The sequence below is a fragment of the Martinezella paranaensis genome, from assembly GCF_014200235.1.
Lineage (GTDB): Bacteria > Pseudomonadota > Alphaproteobacteria > Rhizobiales > Rhizobiaceae > Rhizobium > Rhizobium paranaense.
Genome location: NZ_JACHBI010000006.1, coordinates 144,419 through 165,501, shown reverse-complemented (window position 1 = coordinate 165,501; position 21,083 = coordinate 144,419). Strand labels below are relative to the sequence as shown.

General features: G+C 59.1%; 19 protein-coding genes. 6 read left to right on the top strand and 13 right to left on the bottom strand.

Features of this window, described 5'->3' with window-relative positions; translation table 11 throughout:
- The 9 genes from GGD50_RS16640 to GGD50_RS16600 form a co-directional block, all read right to left on the bottom strand.
- Nucleotides 1–1,017 carry a sugar phosphate isomerase/epimerase family protein gene (locus GGD50_RS16640; RefSeq protein WP_183938637.1) on the bottom strand — a complete coding sequence of 339 codons (1,017 nt, stop codon included), beginning with the start codon at nt 1,015–1,017 and terminating at the stop codon, nt 1–3.
- Nucleotides 1,018–1,022: 5 nt separating this feature from the next.
- Complete coding sequence (gene iolE, locus GGD50_RS16635; RefSeq protein ID WP_183938458.1) at nt 1,023–1,961, bottom strand: myo-inosose-2 dehydratase; 939 nt, start codon at nt 1,959–1,961, stop codon at nt 1,023–1,025.
- Complete coding sequence (locus GGD50_RS16630) at nt 1,958–2,500, bottom strand: hypothetical protein (RefSeq protein WP_183938457.1); 543 nt, start codon at nt 2,498–2,500, stop codon at nt 1,958–1,960. Before GGD50_RS16630 ends, iolE begins: the two co-directional genes overlap by 4 nt.
- On the bottom strand, nt 2,497–3,603 hold the full coding sequence (locus GGD50_RS16625) for a ferritin-like domain-containing protein (RefSeq protein ID WP_183938456.1): 1,107 nt from the start codon (nt 3,601–3,603) through the stop codon (nt 2,497–2,499). The genes GGD50_RS16630 and GGD50_RS16625 overlap by 4 nt, the downstream gene beginning before the upstream one ends.
- A 43-nt stretch (nt 3,604–3,646) precedes the next feature.
- On the bottom strand, nt 3,647–5,503 hold the full coding sequence (locus tag GGD50_RS16620) for a GMC oxidoreductase (protein ID WP_183938455.1): 1,857 nt from the start codon (nt 5,501–5,503) through the stop codon (nt 3,647–3,649).
- 180 nt (nt 5,504–5,683) lie between these two features.
- Nucleotides 5,684–7,441 carry a GMC family oxidoreductase gene (locus GGD50_RS16615; protein ID WP_183938454.1) on the bottom strand — a complete coding sequence of 586 codons (1,758 nt, stop codon included), beginning with the start codon at nt 7,439–7,441 and terminating at the stop codon, nt 5,684–5,686.
- The gene (locus GGD50_RS16610) at nt 7,419–7,886 is read right to left on the bottom strand and encodes a hypothetical protein (RefSeq protein WP_183938453.1); all 468 of its coding nucleotides are present in this window, start codon (nt 7,884–7,886) and stop codon (nt 7,419–7,421) included. Before GGD50_RS16610 ends, GGD50_RS16615 begins: the two co-directional genes overlap by 23 nt.
- Nucleotides 7,883–9,334 carry a glycoside hydrolase family 15 protein gene (locus tag GGD50_RS16605; RefSeq protein ID WP_183938452.1) on the bottom strand — a complete coding sequence of 484 codons (1,452 nt, stop codon included), beginning with the start codon at nt 9,332–9,334 and terminating at the stop codon, nt 7,883–7,885. The genes GGD50_RS16610 and GGD50_RS16605 overlap by 4 nt, the downstream gene beginning before the upstream one ends.
- 50 nt (nt 9,335–9,384) lie before the next feature.
- A complete protein-coding gene (locus GGD50_RS16600) occupies nt 9,385–9,822 on the bottom strand; it encodes a lipocalin-like domain-containing protein (protein ID WP_183938451.1) in 438 nt (145 codons plus the stop codon).
- A 749-nt stretch (nt 9,823–10,571) separates the two neighbouring features.
- On the opposite strand from GGD50_RS16600, the gene GGD50_RS16595 reads away from it, so the two are divergent.
- The 6 genes from GGD50_RS16595 (at nt 10,572) to GGD50_RS16570 (ending at nt 16,677) form a co-directional block, all read left to right on the top strand.
- Nucleotides 10,572–11,315 (top strand): autoinducer binding domain-containing protein, encoded by a 744-nt coding sequence (locus GGD50_RS16595; protein WP_183938450.1) that lies wholly within the window; start codon nt 10,572–10,574, stop codon nt 11,313–11,315.
- A 203-nt stretch (nt 11,316–11,518) separates the two neighbouring features.
- A complete protein-coding gene (locus tag GGD50_RS16590; RefSeq protein WP_246451245.1) occupies nt 11,519–12,232 on the top strand; it encodes an acyl-homoserine-lactone synthase in 714 nt (237 codons plus the stop codon).
- A gap of 346 nt (nt 12,233–12,578) precedes the next feature.
- Nucleotides 12,579–12,785: a hypothetical protein gene (locus GGD50_RS16585; protein WP_183938449.1), complete on the top strand. Its 207-nt coding sequence runs from the start codon at nt 12,579–12,581 to the stop codon at nt 12,783–12,785.
- A gap of 145 nt (nt 12,786–12,930) precedes the next feature.
- Nucleotides 12,931–14,562, top strand: coding sequence for an MFS transporter (locus GGD50_RS16580; protein WP_183938448.1), 1,632 nt, complete (start codon nt 12,931–12,933; stop codon nt 14,560–14,562).
- A gap of 819 nt (nt 14,563–15,381) precedes the next feature.
- Nucleotides 15,382–15,777, top strand: a complete 396-nt coding sequence (locus tag GGD50_RS16575; protein ID WP_183938447.1) for a DUF805 domain-containing protein — start codon at nt 15,382–15,384, stop codon at nt 15,775–15,777.
- A gap of 621 nt (nt 15,778–16,398) precedes the next feature.
- Nucleotides 16,399–16,677: a type II toxin-antitoxin system ParD family antitoxin gene (locus GGD50_RS16570; protein ID WP_183938446.1), complete on the top strand. Its 279-nt coding sequence runs from the start codon at nt 16,399–16,401 to the stop codon at nt 16,675–16,677.
- A 93-nt stretch (nt 16,678–16,770) separates the two neighbouring features.
- On the opposite strand, the gene GGD50_RS16565 is transcribed toward GGD50_RS16570, so the two are convergent.
- Genes GGD50_RS16565 through GGD50_RS16550 form a run of 4 tightly spaced genes read right to left on the bottom strand, consistent with a single transcriptional unit; the run spans nt 16,771 to nt 20,825 of the window.
- Nucleotides 16,771–17,541, bottom strand: a complete 771-nt coding sequence (locus GGD50_RS16565) for an ABC transporter ATP-binding protein (protein ID WP_183938445.1) — start codon at nt 17,539–17,541, stop codon at nt 16,771–16,773.
- Between the two features lie 11 nt (nt 17,542–17,552).
- Nucleotides 17,553–18,557, bottom strand: coding sequence for an ABC transporter substrate-binding protein (locus GGD50_RS16560; protein WP_183938444.1), 1,005 nt, complete (start codon nt 18,555–18,557; stop codon nt 17,553–17,555).
- Between the two features lie 50 nt (nt 18,558–18,607).
- Nucleotides 18,608–19,453 carry an ABC transporter permease gene (locus GGD50_RS16555; RefSeq protein WP_183938443.1) on the bottom strand — a complete coding sequence of 282 codons (846 nt, stop codon included), beginning with the start codon at nt 19,451–19,453 and terminating at the stop codon, nt 18,608–18,610.
- A 25-nt stretch (nt 19,454–19,478) separates the two neighbouring features.
- A complete protein-coding gene (locus GGD50_RS16550; protein ID WP_183938442.1) occupies nt 19,479–20,825 on the bottom strand; it encodes an LLM class flavin-dependent oxidoreductase in 1,347 nt (448 codons plus the stop codon).
- Nucleotides 20,826–21,083: the final 258 nt, after the last annotated feature.

The following is a 21,083-nucleotide window of genomic DNA, read 5'->3' as shown; positions in this document are numbered from 1 at the left end:
TCAAAGCGCCGAAAGATATTTAAGCTTGGCGAATTCCTCCCGGACGGTTTCCAGACCGTCGCGGGCAACGTCATAGGCGCTGGGTCGGCCGGCCACGGGCTGGTCCTCGCCCGGAATCCAGAATTTGCGGCGGGTGAGATGCAGGCCGCCGAGGAAAGCTGGTATTGCGTTGAAGACCTCGATCAGGAACGGGCCGTCATAGACCGGCAGGATCGGAGCAAGGAAGCTTTCCCAGGGGATCCAGCTATCCCTCAACGCACCCCGGTCAGGCGCGGAAATATGTATGTAATTCAGACGGCGTTGCGCCACGGTGGTGCGCAAGTCGGCCTGGTAAGCCGCAGGCCCGCTGCTTCCAAGCACCACATGCGCGCTATCGATGGTCAGGCCCGCCTGGGAACTGGCTACCCCTTCCAGGAAACCCAAGACATCCGAGACCATGTTCGGCGCCGGTGTTTCCCAATGGTCCACCGGCTCGATCGCGAGCTTGACGGCCCTCTTCTCCGCATAGCTGGCAAGCTCCTCGATAATCGGCCGCGCCAGCTTGTAGCGAGGTTCAAGCCAATCCTGCAGCGCATCGCTCCACAGCGGCGTGCCGGAATCGAGCGTCGGAAAAACGCCATATGGAAAGACGATCGGTCCGGCCATGACGGTCTTGCCGCCCAGGATCGACGTGATGTCGACGCGGGACTTCAAATAGGCCAATGCGCCTTCCCTCTGCTCCCGGAAAGGCGATGTGGGATCGAAGGTCCGCGTCGTCCCGACATTGGTCGTGAAGCGTACCGTTTCCAGGCCGGCCGCGTCCAAGGCCTGCCTGAAACGAGCATAACTGTCGATCTCGGCCTGATGATCGTCCATCTGCTGCGCGGCGATCGGCAGGTCGAAGCCGTCGTAGCCCATGGCGAGCAGGGCCTTGATGTGATCGATCAGGGTTTGGGTATAGGCCCGATCATTCGGCCGCAGGTCCGCCGTAAACATGAACAGGCTCAGCAGGATCTCTTTTTTTGCGCCCTTGTCCATCGTCGCTACCACCCAAGCGTCTCGTGCAGATAGGCACGCGCCATCTTGGCGTAGCGGAGCGGATTGGCCTTCGCCGGATCCTGCTCGGCTTCGATCACCAGCCAGCCTGCAAAATCCGCTTCGGCGAGCGTCGTCAGGATTTGCGGGAAGGTCTTTATCGAGCCGTCGCCGGGAACGGTGAATATGCCGGCCTTGATGGCCGACTGGAAGGAGAGCCCTTCGGAATGAACGCGGTTCACGACGTCGGCGCGGATATCCTTCAGATGAATGTGCTTGATCCGAGAGGCATATTTCTTGGTGACAGCCAATGGATCGACGCCGGCGGCGGCAAGATGGGCAGTGTCCAACAACAGATGGATGATATCCGGATCGGTCCTTTCCATCAGGCGATCGACGGCCGAAGTGATCATCACGCCGGTCCCGAGATGTGGATGATAGCAAAGACGCCGACCTTCCTCCCTGGCAATCCTGCCGATCTCATGAAGACCGTCCACCAACCGACCCCACTGTCCGTCTGTCAGCGTCGGGCAGTTCGGGAATAGCGCGAATGGCAGCGGATTGACCGCATGGCCGAACTCGGCCACCACGAGATCGGCTCTCCTGGGGTCCGTGCTGCCGCGTTCCATCTGCTCCAGGAAGGCGAGTTGCTGGCGGACGTTCGCGATCGTCTGCTCTTTCATGGCTTCAATCGTGAAATAGGTGCTGACCCATGGCTCCGAAACACGCAAACCACGCAACTCAAGTGCCGCCTTCAGGACCTTGGGATCGGTCGGGTATTTATGGCCAATGCTGCAGCCGACATAGCCGGCGAGCGCCATCTCACTGATGCATTGTTCGAAGGGAATGCCGATATCGATGTTGATGAAGTCGTCGTTCCACCAGAGCGTCGGCGTGATGCCGAGCCAGACTTTTTCGGGGGAGAGAGGGGGAGTTTGGGTGCTCATCTTGCCAATCCTTCGTTGTGGTTGACTTGAACTTCCTTGACTTGCGCAATTGCAGCCTCGCCCGCGAATGCCGGAATCCGTGGCGGGGAGGCCCATGAACCGTAGCCTGGCGCCTTCGCGCCCGCGGGATGGGCGCCGATTGCCTTCCACATCAGGCCTTCGGTATAGGCGGCGGGCGATACGACGAAGGTCACGTCCTTCGGCCTCGCACCGAACGCCTCGCACCAAGCGCCCGGCAGTCCGTACCAAGTGCCGACGTACCAGAGCTTGATGATATTGCGGGCGACCGGGCCAAGCTTCTCGCTACCAAAGATCTCTCGGCGCAGACGCGCCTTTCGCTCGGACGCAGCTTGGCCTTCGGTCTGCAGACAGATCTTTTCGTAGTCGGAAAGCAGTTCATTCAGGATCGCGTCGCCAATCGCGCCATTGACGGTCGCGAGGTAGGCTTCGACCTGGCCCGTGGCCCATAATTCGAAGGTGCCAAAGGCCGTTACCTCCGTCGAGAAGGCAAGAAAGCGGTGCGGATCTTCGATAGTCATGCCTCGGCCTCCTCGATCGCTGCGGTGCGGAGCACCTGGTTGTCGCCGATCTCGAACGTCGCCATCGCATAGTGGCCGCCGCTGTCGGGCAAGGGATTGCGGATCAGGTCTCCCATCAGATTCCTGAATTCGAACATTCTGGGCACAGCCTGCAGCAGCAACTGCGGCTGGCCGTTGAAGGCTTGCGTCAATTGCTCCAGGAACTGCGCATAGGTCTGGTTGAACGAAAGCGCGGCCTCGTAGAGTTCCGGACTTTTCTTGCTGTCGATGTCCCCGAGTTTCAGATCGGTCTTGACCGGATAAACCGCATTCCAATCGACGCTGAAGGTGGGGCCGGTCGGATGGCCGGGCGCGTCCTCCGGCTGGTAATAGCGCTCTCTGTCCAGCTCGTCGAAGCGGTAGTAATGCGCGAGTTCTCTCTCATGGTCATAGATGCCGCCGCCGGCACCCTCGCCCTGTTCCATCACCAGGCGTATTGCCGCCCTTGCGCTTTCGATATCGATGACGGGAAAGAGCTCGCCGCCGCCGGAATAGTAATATTCCGATGTGACTTGGCGTTTGCTATCCCCGATGAAGATGGTCCTGCCGGCAGCCTTGGCTTCCCTTTCAAGACGATCGATTCCGTCTTCGATGGCGGCATAGAAATCGCCGATGCTGTAATATTGCATGTCGTCGGCGCCCGGATACCTCCCAAGCACCGTTACGCTTCCGCGGTAGAGGCGCTTGACGAGCTTTTGGGATCCGGGGGCGAGGCGAGGACGCTCGATCTTCTTGAAGATCGCAAGCGTTTCCTTGCTGAACGGCGCCAGATGCACTTTGAAATCGGTTTCACCATCGGGAAGATGAGCGGGATAGGAAGGCACGAATCCCGGCCTCGTAAGATCAGGCGTTCCGCCGATGGCATTCAAAAGGTTTGCCGCGATCGTCAGATGTAGCATTTCCTCGACCGCGACCACCCGAATGACCTGGACGGCATCCACATTGGTGCCCGGCTTGATCGAATAAAGTGCGGTCAAATAGGGTGGGATCGTTGCGTGTTCCAATTGCATTGCTAGGTACAGATGCTCCTTGAGAGCATCGAGCGTCGTAATCGTATCAGACATCCTGGCTTCTCCGATTGTTCTGCGCGCGGAAGCGGTCCGAGCCTTATCGTTGCAACTGTTTCAGCATTGCTCGGGCGCTGCGGTAGCACAGTGCTGCGAGGGTCAAGGTGACGTTGGCCGTGCCGATGGTGGGCATGCTGCCACCGCCGACCAGATAAAGGTTGTCATGTTCCCAAGAGCGCTGATCGGTGTTGACAGCCGACCTCTGCTTGTCGGATCCCATGATGTGGGTTCCGGCCAGGTGGTTGCCGCCGCGGATGGCGTAGCCTTCCCCTTCGTAGTTCACGTAGCCATAGTCACTGGTGTCATAGCGGGTGTGGTCGGCGGCACCGAGCCGAGCAAACATGGTCTTTGCGAACTCCCGCGCATAGGCGGCACCGCGCATCGTGTACTCGGGAACCGTGAACGAGACGACCGGCCGCATATTGCCGATGCGATCGGTATATTGCGGATCGACCGAGACGCGATTGCTCTCGACCGGCATCACCTCGATCATGAAGGCGAGCAGCAATTGGCGTGAAATGCGGTCGATCAGGCCCTGCCTCAGATCGCCACCGAAGCGGTTGTGCTGGTCGACAAGTTCGGTGACGTCAGAATAAGGCGAGCCGACAGCCCAGCCCCAGCCATCATTGTGAATATCGACGCTGAAGGCCGCCTGATGCCGCCTGAAGGCGCCACCGCGCAAATCCACGATGCCGCCGGTACAGCTCGTGCCGCGCATCGTGCCGCACACCTCCGGCATTAGCGCCCAGCTCAGCAAATAGGCGTGATCCATCAGGTTGCGGCCGATCAGGCCGCTTGAGCTCTGCAGGCCGGATGCCAGCATCAGCCGCGGCGTTTCGATGGCGCCTGCGGCCAGCACGAAAATCTTGCCTCTGACGGTGATCGTTTCATATTCCGGCGAAGCCGCGTCCTTGTAGACTTTGACCTCAAGCGCCTTGGCCCGACCCGTATCTGAATCGATCAGAACGCGAGAGGCGACGGCCTGCGCGAGGAGATCGACCCGGCCGGTTTGGAATGCTTTCGCCAGCGTTTTTCCGGAATGGTAACGCGCCTGCACGGGACAGATCGGCACACAGTTCGTGTTGCCCTGACAGCGTCCCCCCTCCTCGACCTCATGCGTATTGACCGCGCCGACCGGCACATAGCCCTTGCCGTCGTCATAGGCGGGATTGGGGATGCCGTTGCGTCCCTGCGGATAGGGCCGCACCTTGACGGGATAGTTTTGTCCGTAGAGTTCGACCGAGGTTCCGTCGATGCCTTTGGCCACCATCTGGTCGAGATAGGAAAGCGGCAGCCCCCGCATGGGATAGACGTAACCCTGGGGAAAGGTGATATCGAGATAGCTCTGATCTTCGACATCGGCCGACACGCCGATCTCGCGCTCCGCGGTTTGGTAGTCTGCCTCGATGTCGCGGTAGTCCAGCGGCCAATCGAGACCCTGACCGTAGAGAGCGTTGGACTTGAAGTCCTCCTGCAGCAGCCGCGGCGTTTTGGCTTCCCAGTGCATGGTCGTGCCGCCAAAAATCCGCGTATAGGTCGTGTCGGTTACGTAGGGACCGGACTGCACCATGTAGGTCGAAGCGTTGGTTTCGCCCGGTTGAAGCTTGCGCAGCTCGGGGCTACGCGGCATCGGAACATTGGGATTGACCGGATAGGGCGACTGGTTGTCCTTGCTGGCGGCCTTATAAAAGTTCGTCACCAGTGCATTGTATCCGTCCAGGCTCCGGTTCGTTCCCGACGCCGCTTCCAGGACGAGGACACGCTTGCCCGCCTTGCTGAGTTCATTGGCGATAATGGCTCCGGAGATGCCGGTACCGACGATGACTGCATCATAATTTCCGTCCGCCGCGACGGCTCCAATGTCGGTCCTTCGCGCAGAGTCAATGGCAAAGAGCATGGCGCACCTCCGTCCCATGCGGTGAAAAACGGGGGCTACTTTCCCGGCCTTCTTTCCGGTTGGCGCGCAGCCGACATGATCGATGCATTCTGCTTGCTCCCTTTTTGCGTGGCGCGATCGAAGGACCGCTCCGGATAGATGAACTCGTCCGCCGGCTTTTGCCGGCATGTGCAAATGCGATCAGTGTGCGAAACTCGCGATCAACCGATCCGCCGTCCGCAATGCCAAAGCCGATAGGGTCAGCGTGGGATTGGATGTGCCAAGCGTTGGAAAGCTGCCGGAACCGACGACGAAAAGGTTCTTGTGTTCCCAGGCGCGCTGGTCCGCATCGATGACGGAGCCGCTGGGGTCCGCGCCCATGGCATGCGTGCCGGCAAAATGCCCCATCCCGTGGTAGCGAAAGGCGCGACCCTCATAGTAGGCAGTCGGAAACCAGCTTCCCTTTTCGGGGTCCGTGCAATCCTTTATGCCGGCTCGACGAAACACGGCTCCGGCAATGCGGGAGGCGGCCGCCATTCCGGCCAGCGTATAGTCGTCGATCCGGTAGTCGACCACGGGACGCGGATTGCCGAGGGGATCGCGATAGCGGGGATCGATGCTGACGCTGTTGGCAGCGTCGGGAAGCTGTTCGACCGCAAGCGAGAAGCGCATCTGGCGTGGCAGCGTCGCCTCGAGTTGCCCACGCAGTGCCGAGCCATAGAGCCCGCCGTTCATCACCGCCTGATAGACCGCCGTGTCGGGAGCTCCCGTGCTCGCCCGCCAGCCGTCATTGCCGATGTCGAAGCGGAATGCCGCATGCTTCGAACGAAATGCGCCGCCCCTCAAGTCCTCGATGCCGGCCGTCGACTGCGGGCCTCTGTAGGCGCCGATCGAAAGGGGCGCGAGCCCCCAGGCATAGAGTGTGGGATGATCCATGAGGGTCTTGCCGACCTGGCCGCGCGGACCGTCGATGCCCGAAGCCAACATGAGCTTGGCATTTTCCACGGCATGCGCCGCCAAAACATAGATACGGGCCTTTGCGACAAAGGTCGTTGCATTCGTCGAGGTCGGATCGTCGTAGCGTTGATACTCGATCCCCTGCACTTCGCCGCTTGTCGCATCGATACGGATCTTCGAGGCGACCGCCTGCGTCAGGACGGTCAACCGGTTCAAATCCGCCTGAGCGAGGGTTTTGCCGGCATTGTATTTCGCCTGCACCGGACAGATCGGCGTACAGGACGTATTGCCCTCGCAGCGCTCTCCGAGATAGCCGGTGCCGACGGGCCGGTAGGACTTGCGCGGCAGCGAATTGCGGGCCGCCGGATAGCTTCGAACCCTGAGCCGAAACGACTCCTCCTGAAGCTGCACCTCCATGCCGTCAACGGCTGCCCCGAGCGCCATATCCGAAAAGCTGGGCGGAACGCGCTGCATCGGATAGTCGTAGCCATCGGAAAAGCTGAGCCCAAGATAGTGCTGTTCGGAGACATCGGCGGAAACGCCGATTTCGTGTTCGGCCTGCTCGTAATAGGGTGCGATCGTGTCGTAACCGATGGGCCAGTCCCGCCCGACCCCGTGCAGCGATCGCATGCGGAAATCTTCCGGCAACATGCGCAGCGATACGCCAAGCCAATGCAGGGTCGAACCGCCCAATAGCCGCGTATAGCTGCTGCCATAGAGATTGGGACCACGTTGGACGAAGTAGCCATTGTTCGACTGTAAATCGGCGGTGTCGGGCTGCGGTGCGGCGACCGCCGGCGGCCACGGCGATTCCGGGCCTTTGCTGTTTGCAGCGTAAAAGTGCTCCAGATGCTGCGTGTATTCATCGAAGCTGCGCGTCGTGCCCGGCCCCGCCTCAAGCAGCAGAACCCGCATGTCCGCCCTGGTCAGACGCTTTGCGATCATGGCACCGGCAACACCCGCGCCAACGATCACCACGTCAAAGGATGTCTCGTTCGCCATCTCTTCCCCCCGCGGGCGCGAGCGCCCATGCACCGAAACCTTGCTGCTTGGCTCCCGGCGGATGGGCTCCCGCCGCCAGCCATTGCAGGCCAGCCTGATAGGCCGCGCCGGAGACCAGATGGGTTTTATCGAGTGGGGATGCCCCAAAGGCGGTGCGCCATCCCGCAGGCAATTGCTGCCAGGTGCCGCAGTACCAAAGCATGATCACGTTGCGCGCGATCGGCCCGAGCTGCGGATCCCTGAGAATGGCCGGTAGTGGCTCACCGTCCCGGTTCGCCGGCAATTCTCGTAAGCTGTCGAGCAGATCGTTCACGATATCGATGGGAACGATCTGATCCAGCAGACTGAGGTAGGTCTCAGCCAGATCGGTCGCGTGCAGCCGCATCGCGTTGAAGCCGGTCAGCGCGCTTGAGAGAGCCATGAAGCTTGCCAATCGCTCGCTCATTTTTTGCTCCCGGCCGCCCGCGTGGACTTACCGGCCGCCTTGCCGGGCAGCTTGCTTCCGCTGGTTCTGGCGCGCACGGCAGACAGAAACGATGCATAGCTCCATGTCAGATTGTGCACGCTCTTTTCATAACCGGACGTGCCGTCGAACTGTTCGCTCAATTCATACCGATCACTGTGATAGATGACCGCGCGCAGCATGGCGTCGCCCGCGCTTCTGAGGGCGGTCGCGGCATCGAGGGCGGAGGTCGTTCTCGTCACCCCGACCTGTCCGAAGAAATCCTCGGACAGACTATCCAAGGGAACCGTCCCGGCATGATCGATGTCGTTGGCGAGACGATAGTAAAGTTCCGCGAAGTTGCATGTGCACAGCGCCCAGGGATGCCCCCCGGTCACGGGATGGGCGACGTCGCCGTCATAGGTGTCGCCGGGATAGCGGCCCAAGAGCGGACCAATCCCACGCGCCTCATCGGCGGCATTGATCGGATAGAATGCTCGGGAATTGGGATCTGCCCACTGGCTGCGCAGGCGGGCTGCGGTCGCAAGCAATTTTGTGTCGCTTGCCGGCACCGCCCCGTAAACACAGGCCGAAACGATGTCGATGTTCGGATCGTAGCCAAGCTCTTCGGGAACAACCGAGACGCCGGGACCGGCACCCGGCTTCAGCATGGTGACATAGTATGAACCATTCCAATGATCCCGAACGGCGTTCTCGAGCCAGGCAATCGCCGTCGTTATATCGCCGGCAACGCCAATGCCGTAGCTATTGGCCGCAATCTCCCGGAGACAGCGTAGCTGAACCGAGCGCGCAAAGAAGGACAGACCTTCGTGCTCCTCCCACAGATTGGTGGTGGGCTGCTGGTAGACACCGAGGAGATAGGAGACATTTGTTTCGATGACCTGCTTGGCAGTCGCTTGTGTCGCTGCGTCCAACTGAGGATAGGCGTGCAGCAGAGCGAGGCTCTGAATGGCAGGTCCGTCATTCTGCTCGGTCCACGGACGCGGTTGCCCGGCGACGGTGAAGCATGCATGCCCCAGCGTCGGATGGGCATTCGTCTGGCAGAGTCTGGCAAAGCTGACGTAGTCGATCAGGCTGGGCATGCCACTGCCTGGGGTCACAGGCAATCCGGCAGCGGCGATCTCGATGGCGGTGATCGCCGCATCGCGCACCCAGTTGTAGACATAGTCTTGATCGACGCCGGGCGTGTTGGCGGGAAAGGAGGGCGCGGCGATAACGCATCCGGGGGCTGAATATTGCCCGGGATTGGCGGGGTCCTCGATGACATAGCCGTCGCTCGTGACGTTGCGCAGCATCAACAGGATGAGATAGTTGGCGAGAGCCGCCAGATCGGTTTGTTGATAGGCTGCTTTCGGGTGCTGCCTTCCCAGAGCAAGCGGCACCCCTGCCCGGGCACGGGCCGCATGATGGATGGTGCTGGTGATGTTCATCTGTTCCTCCGCTCGAATGCATGAAAGAGGCGCAACAGCGCCCAAGTGAATCAGGCGTCGGCTGGTCCCTTGTCGCGGATCCAGGACATTTCGTTCACGGTGGTTACTCCACCGCTCTCAGAGGGGGGCGTACGCAAGATCAGCTCATCGCCCTTAAGCTCGTAGGGGCGGACCTGCTCGGTTTCCGACCAATTGGGGAAAGAGCTGCCTTCGATCCTGTGGGTGACCTTGCCTTCGGCAACCCTGTAGCTGCCGAAATAACCCAGAGAAGTTGAGTAGGCCGCCGCCCGCTCCTCGGCACTGCCGCCGAGAGGATCGGTCGTCTCCAACGCCGGACGGCGTGCGGCCGTCATTTGCACCATCATCCTGCCGGTCGACGTATAGACAAGCAAACCCGATGCGTCCTCGCCAAGCGGATAGGAAACATCTCCTTTGCTCGTCGTCCTGCGCCAGGCCAACAGTCTCCAGGATCCCTTAAGGTTGTTCATGGCCCCCTCTGTGCTTGCCGGAAACGTGATCGCTGCGCCTCGCACGGTCGTCTCTGGCCGTGACGCAAGGCTTTGCCTGGGTTCGACTTTCGGAATTCAAGCATGGCGTTGCGGCACGAGAGTGCGAATGCCTCGGCGCAACGTCGCATCATTCAGGCCTAAAGACTGATCGATGAGGCAGGACGTGCCGCTTCCATCAGTCACGCATCAAAACTGTCCGAAACAGGTCGCACATGTTGTGTGCCTGTTGCTTGTTTCTCCAGGCAGCGGCCAAGCCATAGCTTCACCACTCATCGACCTGCTGATGCCGAGGTCGATTCCGAAGGCTGGCATTTTCTTGTTGGCGTCGACGAAAGTCCCTGCTTTCGTCGACATGAGACATGTAGGCGGCAGGTTGATCCTGCCTGGTCGCTATTTGGAATTTCTTGCCAGACGCTCAAAGGCCTCCGGTATGCCCGCACCCTGTAGCTGCAATTTTTCTTCCCTGGTATGCGATTTAGCAGCTACCTTACGCAACGGTAAATAAGCAATTTTGCCTACCTTTCGGTCCATTCTCGGTCGGACAAATGAGCTGCAGCATGTCCGCCCGATCATGCGGGATCGCCATTCTGCCAGCTGCCTTCTCGCCCGCGCTCCAGTTTTATTATAAAAACATCATATAATGCCGGCATTCACCCGAAATGGTCATGAAAATAATACTTCGTTGAGCTAATATGCGTTAAATTGGCTGAAATCCTGGGGAGGGGCGAGTGGACAGTGAAGCCGTGGCAACTGCAAACGTAATGTTCGACCTTTTGTCGGAAACCGCGGCCGCAAAAAGCAAGGACGACATACTCGGATCACTGGACAGGTCAGCACGCCACTTCGGCTTTAGCTGTTTTGCAATTTCCGGCATACCTTTGCCCACTGAGCGCATCGATTCCTACTTCATGTTGAATGCGTGGCCGTCGGAGTGGTTCGACCACTATGTATCGCACAACTACGTCCACGCCGATCCGGTCATCCAGCTCTCTAAAATGCAGGACGGTGCTTTCGTTTGGTCGGAGGCGCTGCGGGATCAAGAGCTTGGCCGTCACGCACGCCGCGTCATGAACGAAGCCAAAGAATTCAAAATGAAAGATGGCTACAGCGTGCCATTGCACTCAGCGAGCGGCTTCCAGGCGATCGTTACGTTTGGTGCGGAAAAGGTGGACCTCTCCAACGCCGCCAGAGGGGCGCTACATATTCTGTCGATCTACGCCCACAATGCACTGCGCAGTCTTATGGCGAAGGAAGCAAGGGCGCGGGACCGAAGCCCGTTGCGGATCACGGCGCGCGAGCGGGAAATCATTCAGTGGTGCGCAGCCGGCAAGACGGCCATCGAGATCGCCGAAATTCTGGGACGTTCGCACCGAACCATTCAGAACGAGATCCTGAACGTTCAGCGCAAGCTTAACGTCGTGAATGCGGCACAGATGATAGCGGAAAGCTTTCGTTTCGGAATACTTCGCTGAAATGTCTTGCGAGGCGGAGCTGCTGGTAAGCCAGCATGCTCTTGCGCCAACTTGCCCATTACGCGCATCGCCTTGGCGCTCCCCCGACCAAGCTCACGCTAAGCTCGTGGGACGGCCTCGGTCGAGGTCTAAAAGCTGGGTATTTTTACTCATTTAAATTGCAGGGACTATCATGCATTCTTGCCCTAAAACCAGGGGCAAGGATGATAAGACTCTACGTGGGTCGTTCGGCGTCGAACGCGCAAGCAATGGAGAAAATTTGGCGCTTTCGGCACGAGCAATTTGTCGAAAGGCTCGGTTGGGAGGCCATTCGCCGGAGCGACGGATTGGAAATAGACCAGTTCGATCACGAGCGCGCCCTGCATCTCGCCCTATTTCACGAAGATGCGGTCGTCGGATATTCGCGACTGCTCCCTACGACAGAGCCGCATTTGCTGTCGGACGTATATCCTCAGATCATGAACGGCGAAACGTGGCCACGTTCGCCAGACATTTTCGAATGGACCCGATGCGTTGTCGCGAAAGGTGAAATTCTCATCGATGACGTGCCGGCCTCCCATGTCCTGATGACCGGCGTAATGGAGTTTTGCCTTGTTGCGGGTATCACTTCGCTGATCGTCGAAACGCACCCAAAGTTGGTGGATTTGTTGATTTCGACAGGTTGGCAGGTGACCAAACTCGGATCACCTTCGCTGCTTGAGGATGGCATAGTCGTGCCGATCCAAGCGAAACCTTCCGTGGCCGGCTTATTGCGGCATCATCAACTCTATTCCATCGAAGGAACAACCCTCTTGCTGGAACCGGAGCTTCATAACCCGCTGAAGCCGGAGATGACTTTGAGCCACTTGCCCTACCTGGCTCATGCAGGAGTTCGTTCAAACCACAAGAATAATGAAAGCGCCTATTTGGCTAAGTGAAAAAACAATGGCCAGATCCACGGGCGCGAGCCGGCTTGAAGCAGGCAACACTATGTGATCGGGAGGGGCTGCAAACGCCGATTGCTGAGATGCGACCGAAGGATTTCAAAAGAGATTTGCGAGGTGGCCCAGCTCCGGCAACGAGCGGAAATGAGGGGGTAATGCGAACGCTGCGAGCATTGGTCGAGCAGATGAGATCCACGGAAGAGCGCGATCGCCGTCGGGACGGCGGTGACGTTTATTATGAGCCGTGGGTGCAACGTATGATCGAGCAATTCGATCAAGAATTGAAAGCTGCGGAATGCCGTGAAAGTCGGAAAGACGCGTCAGGACAAGCTGGTGTGAAATGACAAGCGATAAACAAAATCAAACCGTAACTTTTGCCGAACCCGAAATCTATATTAAAGAACTGGTGCACGATCAGGCCAATAATTTGAACGCAATCATCACGCAGGTCTTTGAAAATCAAGTGTCCACCGAGGACGTCGCACTCATACGATATCTGCTGCAAATGCTCAGCGTGGCAACCGAAGTCGAAAGAAAGGTCCACTAGCGGATCTTTATTTGATCCAGCCGCCGTTCGGTCGACAATCAGAATTGCTCGCTGTGATCGCACCCACCCATCAATCCTTCCTAGCCACCGCAAAGCTTCGTCCTATACTGGAGCGGAGGGGAAGCAGAGAGATGTTGGAGGGACCTTGTCATCAAAACCGTCGACGTTCACACCGCTTAAGCACGAGACCTATCGCCGGATCTGGCTCGCGAGCCTTGCGTCGAATTTCGGCGGGCTGGTCCAAGCCGTCGGTGCCGCCTGGATGATGACGACCATCACGTCGTCAGAAGACATGGTGGCGCTGGTCCAAACCTCGACTGCCCTGCCGATCATGCTGTTTTCCGTGGTTTCCGGGGCACTTGCCGACAATTTCGACCGCCGCCGGGTGATGCTGACGGCACAGTTTCTGATGCTGATCGTATCGGCAATCCTGACCTTGTGTGCTTTGCTTGGCTGGATCACCCCCTGGCTGCTTCTGCTCTTTACCTTCCTGATCGGTTGCGGAACGGCGCTCAACAATCCCTCTTGGCAGGCATCGGTCGGAGATATGGTGCCCCGAGAGGATCTGCCGGACGCCGTGACACTGAATAGCATGGGCTTCAACATGACCCGAAGCGTCGGCCCGGCGATCGGCGGCATTATCGTCGCGGCCGCCGGCGCTGCGGCCGCCTTTACGGTCAATGCCGTCAGCTACTTTGCACTCATCTATGCGCTGATGCGCTGGAAACCCGCTCCTTCGACATCGACGCTGCCGCGCGAAAAACTGGGCAGCGCGATTTTTGCCGGGCTTCGTTATGTCTCAATGTCGCCCAACCTCGAAAAAGTGCTCATCCGCGGCTTCATCTTCGGCATCGGAGCCAGCTCGGTGCTGGCCCTTCTGCCGATCGTCGCGATTAGTCTCGTTTCCGGGGGACCGCTGACCTACGGTTTCATGCTGGGGTCCTTCGGCATCGGAGCGATCGCGGGTGGTGCGCTGAACGCTATGCTTCGAGAAGCGCTGAGCAGCGAGACGATCATCCGCTATTCCTTCGCCGGGTTTGCGGGCAGCATGGTGTTGACCGCCTTGAGTCCCTCTATGGCCCTCACCTGCGCCGGCCTGTTCGTTTCCGGGGCCTGCTGGGTGCTCGCACTCTCGCTCTTCAATACGATCGTCCAGCTCTCGACACCGCGCTGGGTCGTGGGCCGCGCTTTGTCGCTTTATCAGACCGTGACCTTTGGCGGCATTGCCGGCGGCAGTTGGCTCTGGGGTGTTGCGGCGGATCGCTTCGGTGTCTCGAATGCGCTCTACGGCTCGGCTGTGGTCATGCTCGTCGGCATTGTTGTCGGCCTGCGTTTCTCGATGCCGGCCTTTGCCTCGTTAAACCTTGATCCCTTGAACCGCTTCATCGAACCTGCCCTCGGCCTGGACATCACGCCACGCAGCGGTCCTATCGTCATCCTTGTCGATTATCAGATCAGCGACCAGCATCTGCCGGAATTCCTGACGCTGATGGCCGAGCGGCGGCGAATCCGTATCCGCGATGGCGCCAGAAATTGGGCGCTGCTGCGCGATCTGGAAAATCCCGGCATCTGGACGGAAACCTACCACACGCCGACCTGGGTGGAATATATCCGCCACAACCAGCGGCGCACCCAGGCGGATGCGGAAAATACCGATCGCCTGCGGGCGCTCCATGGCGGCAACGACCCGCCATATGTGCACCGCATGATCGAGCGCCAAGCTATTCCGCCCTCGGACGACCTGTTCCACAAGGCGCCGATCGACCTGCACCATTGAGAGCGACGTGGTCATCGACCGACCGGCTTTGCGCCACAACGACAAAAATCCCTCCACCGGGACCGGCGGAGGGAAGTCAGGTCATAGTGCTCGTCCGGCATTGCCCGGAGCTAGAGTTTACCGCGCCGGACCGACGCATGTCATTTAAATAGTGTAAGGGTTTTGAGTAGCAATGAGCAGAAAACATAGGGTAATCGGGGGAGCACCGGACGGTGAGGTGATTGCTGCATGAAAGGTGGTTTCTAGGAAGGCGCGCGTTGCCAAGTCAATTCCAATGATGGAAACTTCCGACATGGATGCTCTCTCTTTCTGTGATGTCTTCAGCGCCCCACATTTGGCACATTGCGATGCCGGCGGGGGGGCATCCATGCCATCAACAGAGCCGCCGGAAATGCGTAGAGAAGCAGCAGTGTCCATTTGCGTTGAGATTTCACCCCAACTTTGCATTTCGTCGTTACTCTGCTTCGATATCGATACAGCAGGTTCATCAATTGGTTCCCTGTGACTGAACGGATCACTCTCAAATGAAAATCCGGGTTAGAGCGTCGTGAAACTCGACAGCCCGGCCGACCTCCCGCAGATTTATCAGTATTTTGTGTTTTATGAACAATATAATATTCTAAATAATGGTATAAATGATGTAAATTTGAGCAGCGCCGGCGTCTTCTATTCTGCGCTTATCTAAAAGAAATTTGACAAATCTTGTTTGTCTAAACTCAAAACAGAAGTGTTTTCTGCTTCGAGAAGCGATGTTATCAGTTTGTTGACAATTGCCGAGCAACTGTCAGTAGTTTGAAACCATTGCAATCGAGTGACATCATGAAAAGACTTCTTTTTTCATTCCAGGGCCGCATCAACCGCAAGAAGATGTGGCTCGCGGTACTTATTCACATTATCGTCGCCGCCGTTGTTGGCCTTGTTTTCGCGCTTCTTTGGTCTGTGATTCCCGGCTCCATCAGCGAGGATGGCACTTACCACGCTGAAGGGGCCGCAGCCATTCCCTATATCGCGCTTGGCCTTGCCTATGTCATCTTCAGCGTTTGGTCGGGTCTTGCCGTCGCCGTCAAGCGACTACATGACCGTAACAAGTCTGGCTGGTTCTTCTTAATCCAGTTCGTCCCCCTGATTGGTAGCGTCTGGTATTTGGTGGAGGTCCTGCTTTTAAAGGGCACCACGGGTTCGAACCGTTTTGGCGAGGACGCGATCGGCGCCTGATACGCCCAGAGCACAATTAGAGCATTCGAACGAAGTGAAACTCACGCCAGAAGCGGTGCCGGGCGGTGCCCGGCACCGCTTTTGCCTTCAGTTGCAGTCCGAGGCCACACCCTACCCACGGCATGTTTCTGCAACGTGCTTGGATTCAGGGCGGCCGAGTTCCATCATCCGGTTGAGAACGCGGACGCCGATCTTGGCTTCAATCTTCTGATTGTCGAAGCTCCTCGCCTTGAGTTGCGACCCTATGACAGCCTTCCATCGGCCCATCTGCGTCTCCACCCTGCTGCGTTGGTTGTAGTCGGTGGATCTTTGCCAGGCCTCTTTTGACGCCGGTCAGCGGCATCGTCGAAATCCGGATCCGGGGATTGAAAAACAACGATGAATATCAGGACACGGATGATCCGTACAACACGGCCGTACGGAGCAGTTCGCGACCAGGCCGCGGGCCGATACGATCGAAGCGATTTAGGCCTATGCTGATCGGCACGAGATCAACCTTGCGGAGACGATCGAGCGGGCCATAAGCGCACTTATCGAAGGAGAGGGTGAACGGTTTCCGGATCGGACCTATATGCGATAGTGTTAAATCCTATTGAGCGCGATTGATGAAGGGATTCCTCCATGCGGAGTACGCAACAGTTCAGCGTCACATTGCCGACCGAAATGGCGCAGATGGTCAAGAGCAAGGTTTCGTCAGGCGAATATGCCAGCGAGAGCGAGGTTATCCGCGACGGCCTGCGCGCCTTGCAGGCGCGCGACAAGGCTCTTGAGACTTGGTTGCGCACGGAAGTCGTGGCGGCTGCCACCGAGTTGACGGCAGACCCGTCGAAGGGGCGGACGCCCGAACAAGTGTTGGCGTCTCTGAAGGCCGGGACCGAGCGCCAGATGCAAGCCCGGTAAAGGGTATGGCGCATCGGGCTATCTACTCAAACCCCTTTAATGGCACATGGAGCCGGAACGGGCACCTGTTCGGCCGCCACGCCTGGCCAGACTTCAGTGCAGCCCGAACGCGTTCAACAATTGTTCGCGAAATTTGACGAAGCGCGCCTCGCTGCGATTGCGCGGCCGCGGAAGGTCGATGTCGATCTCGCGGGTGCGCCCGCCCTTCTCCTTGGAGAGGATGAGGACCCGGTCAGCCAGATAGACCGCCTCCTCGAGATCATGGGTGACGAGGATCATCGTCACCTTCTCCTCCCGCCAGATGCGAGCGAGTTCTTCCTGCATGGTGATCTTGGTCATGGCGTCGAGCGCGCCGAACGGCTCGTCGAGCAGCAGGATTTCCGGTTTCACCGCAAGCGCCCTGGCGATGCCGACACGCTGGGCCATGCCGCCCGAAAGCTGCGACGGAAGGGCGTCATTAAAATCGCCGAGGCCCACGAGTTGGACATAATGGCGTGCGCGCGCCCTCGCCTCGGCCTTCTTCAGACCGTGATTTTCGAGCGGGAAGGCGACGTTGTCGAGCACCGTGAGCCAGGGCAGAAGCCTCGGCTCCTGGAAGATCACCGCGCGATCCGCGCCGACGCCGTAGACGGGCTGACCGTCGATCAAAACATCGCCCCTGTCCGCATTCTCGAGCCCGGCGAGAACCCTGAGCAGGGTCGTCTTGCCGGAACCCGAAGCACCCACGATCGCCAGGCTTTCGCCGGCGCGAATGTGGTTGCTGACCCCCTGTAGCACATTGAGATGGCGGCCGTTGATCGAGTAGGATTTGGAGAGGTTCTTGATCGCCACCTCTCCGCGCAAGCTTAGTTCAGCGACAGCCATCGACCCGCTCCTCAGTTGCCTGCGACGGCGAAATTCGCCGGGTCGTAGAGAATGTCTTCCGCCTTGAGCTGTCCCGGTTTCAGAACGCCGCCGCGAGCGAGGATGTCGATCCAGAATTGCAGGTCGCGGGGCACTGCCTTGCCACCTTCACGCACGCCAAAACCGGTGAAATATTGCGCAATATCCGCATTCTCGCCGCGCGAGGCGAGAACCTTGGCGATCACCGCCTTCGTTTCCTGAGGATGAAGACGCGCGTATTCGAGCGCGGCCTGCGACTTTTCAACGAAGATCTTGGCCGCTTGCGGGTGTTGTTTGATCCAATCGCGGCGCAGCACCGTAAAGCCGCCGGCGATTTCGCCGAGCACATCCGTGTCGCCGAAGATCTTCTGAAGACCACCGTTTTTCAGCGCAACGCCCTCATAGGTCTTCTGCCAGTAGCCGAAGGCGGAGACATCGACCTGCTTGGAACGCAGAACCTGTTCGAGCTGCGGACCGGGAACGACGACGAGCTTGGCAGCATTTTCCGGCAGGCCGACGGAATGGAGCGCCTCGCGCACCGTGTAGTCGAGATGAGCGCCAAGCGTGTTGACGGCAATCGTCTTGCCGGCCAGATCCTTGATCGATTTGATCGGGCTGCCATCAAGCGAATAAAAGATGCTCTCGGTTACCTTGTCGATGCCGTTCGAGGGATAGGCGGCGACGAAATCGTTGCCGCCGGCGATCGAGTTCAGCACTGCCGCAGTCGCGGCACCTCCGACTTCGACATTGCCCGACGCCAGCGCGAAGAGAGAGGCCGGACCACCCGGGGCATAGCCGACATCCTTGAGCGTCAGGCCGGTGTCCTTGAAATAGCCGAGCGCATCGGCAAATTCATGGGCAGAAAGACCGCCCTGGCTTGCGAGGTAGCGGATGGTGACCTGATCGGTCTCGGCAGCGATGGCAACGCCTGCCGGGACTGCCAGAAGGATACCGGCTGCGACTGCGGCGATGCCGAAAGAACGGCGCGAAATCTGCATGTGAACTCCATAGATCGGATGGGATGGAAAATGGTGGCGCGTTTCGGCCTTCAGTCCTTGGGGTTGGCCCAGCGGCAGAGCCGGGCCTGTAATGCCTCGAGGATGAAGTTGGCCGACAGTCCCAGGAGGGCGAGCAGCAGAATCGCCGCGAACATCAGCGGGATCTGGAAATTGTACTGCGCATTCATCACCTGAAATCCGACACCGGAATTGGCGCCGATCATTTCCGCAGCGATGAGAAGCAGAAGTGCGGTGGTGGCACTCAGCCGCAACCCAACGAAGATCTGCGGCAGGGCAGCCGGCAGGACGACGCGGCGAAACACGGTAAGCGGCTTGGCACCGTAGACACGCGCCATTTCCACCAGCTTCGGGTCCACCTGTTTGACACCTCCGATGGTGGCAAGAAGTGTCGGAAACAGCGTTGCCCAGAAGATCACGAAGATTTTCGAGGCCTCGCCAAGGCCGAGCAACAATATGAAGACCGGATAGAGCGCGAGTGCGGATGTCTGCCGAAACAGTTGCAGGATCGGATCGAGGCTGCGCTCGACAATTCGGATCTGCCCCATGAACAGCCCGAGCGGAATGCCGACGCCAACCGCTGCACCAAATGCAATACCGGCGCGCTGGAGACTGATGGCGATGTCGCCGAGCAGCGGGCCGCCGCTGATCCCGTTCCAGAGCGCCCGCAGGATCGCATCGGGGGGCGGAAGAACCGCGGGGTTGCTCCAGCCGAGAGACGGTGAAATCTGCCAGAGCGCGACAAAAACAATGATCAGGCCGTAGCGCGATACGAAACCGCGCAACAGAGCCCCTGCTTCCCGTGCCAGCCTGCCCGGCCAGATATACGTTTCGCGATAGCTCCCCAGGAGAGCCTGCTGTTCCGTTTCAAGCGCCATGAGCTTTTCCCCTGTGATGTCTCAGTTATTCGGCGGCTTCGGTATAGGCGGCAGCCCATCGATTTTGCGGGAAAGGCAGGCCCAGATTTTCGCGGAGGGTCTTGCCTTCATACGCGGTGCGGAACAGGCCCCGACGCTGCAGCTCGGGAATGACGAGTTCCACGAAATCGTTGAGGCCGGTGGGCAGCCATGGCGGCAGGATGTTGAAACCATCCGCGCCTTCGTTTTCGAACCACTCCTGCAGGGTATCCGCGACCTGGACCGCGGAGCCGACGATAGTGAAATGACCACGTGCCGAAGCGATCCACTGGTAAAGCTGCCGGATGGAGAAATTGTTCTCGTCCGCAATGCGCCGGATCAGCTCCTGGCGGCTCTTCATGCCCTCGGTCGGCGGCGCCGGCGGCAGCGGACCGTCGAGATCGGCGCCCCTAAGATCCAGTTCGCCGCCGGTGAGCGCGCTGATCAGCGCGAGCCCATCCTCTTCGATGATCAGGCTCGTGAGCTGCTCGTATTTCTCGCGTGCTTCCGCCTCCGTGCGGCCGACAAAGGGCGAAACGCCCGGCATGATAAGCACATGCGAGGGATCGCGACCGAGGCCCCGCGCCCGCGCCTTGATGTCACGATAGAATTCTTGAGCGGTTTCGAGCTTCTGGTGTGCCGTGAAGATCACTTCCGCGCTGGCGGCTGCAAGTCCCCGCCCATCGTCCGACTGGCCAGCCTGCACGATGACGGGATGACCCTGCGGCGAACGCGGGACATTCAATGGCCCTTCGACCTTGAAATGTTCGCCGCGATGATCGGTGCGGTGCACCTTGTTTACGTCGAAATAGACGCCGCTTGCGCGATCTCGAATGAACGCGTTATCGTCAAAGCTTTCCCAGAGCTTTTTTACGACCTCGACATGTTCGGCCGCTCGCTTGTAGCGGGCTGCATGAGGCTGCTGCCGCTCGAGATTGAAATTCCGCGCGGCGGCTTCGGTGGCGGTGGTGACAACGTTCCAGCCGGCACGCCCGCCGGAGATCAGGTCGAGCGAGGCGAACTTGCGCGCAACGGAGTAAGGCTCCTCATAGGTCGTCGATGACGTCGCGATAAAGCCGATGTGCTTGGTAAATGGTGCCAATGCCGAAAACAGCGTGACCGGCTCGAAGCCCACCACTCTGGCATTGCCGCCCTCGATGCCGCCGCCGAAGGCGATAGCAAGCCCGTCCGCCAGGAAATAGGCATCAAAAAGGCCCCGTTCGGCTGCCTGCGCGAGCTCTATGTGGAACTGGAGATTGACCGCCCCGTCGACCGGCTGGTCGGGATGGCGCCAGGACGCGATATGCTGTCCGCCGCCGGGGAGAAATGCACCGAGCTTGATCTGTCTCTTCATCGTTCCTCTCCACATTGCAGGTTTTTGGCTGGGCACGAACCCGTCATGCTTAAGTATTGCGATATAATCGATGTATTTAATAGGCTATATATTTTGCAGCCTTCGGTCTGATGGAGAAAGTTTTTCCAGAAGCTGCAGGAATGGGGGATTCGTTGCCCACCGAAGCGGCGAACTGTTCGCTCGCCAAGAATGAGTGCGTCAGGTCTCGAAGGATCCGCCATCGGTAAGTGCCAGATGCCGTTTCAACGAGAACGTCTG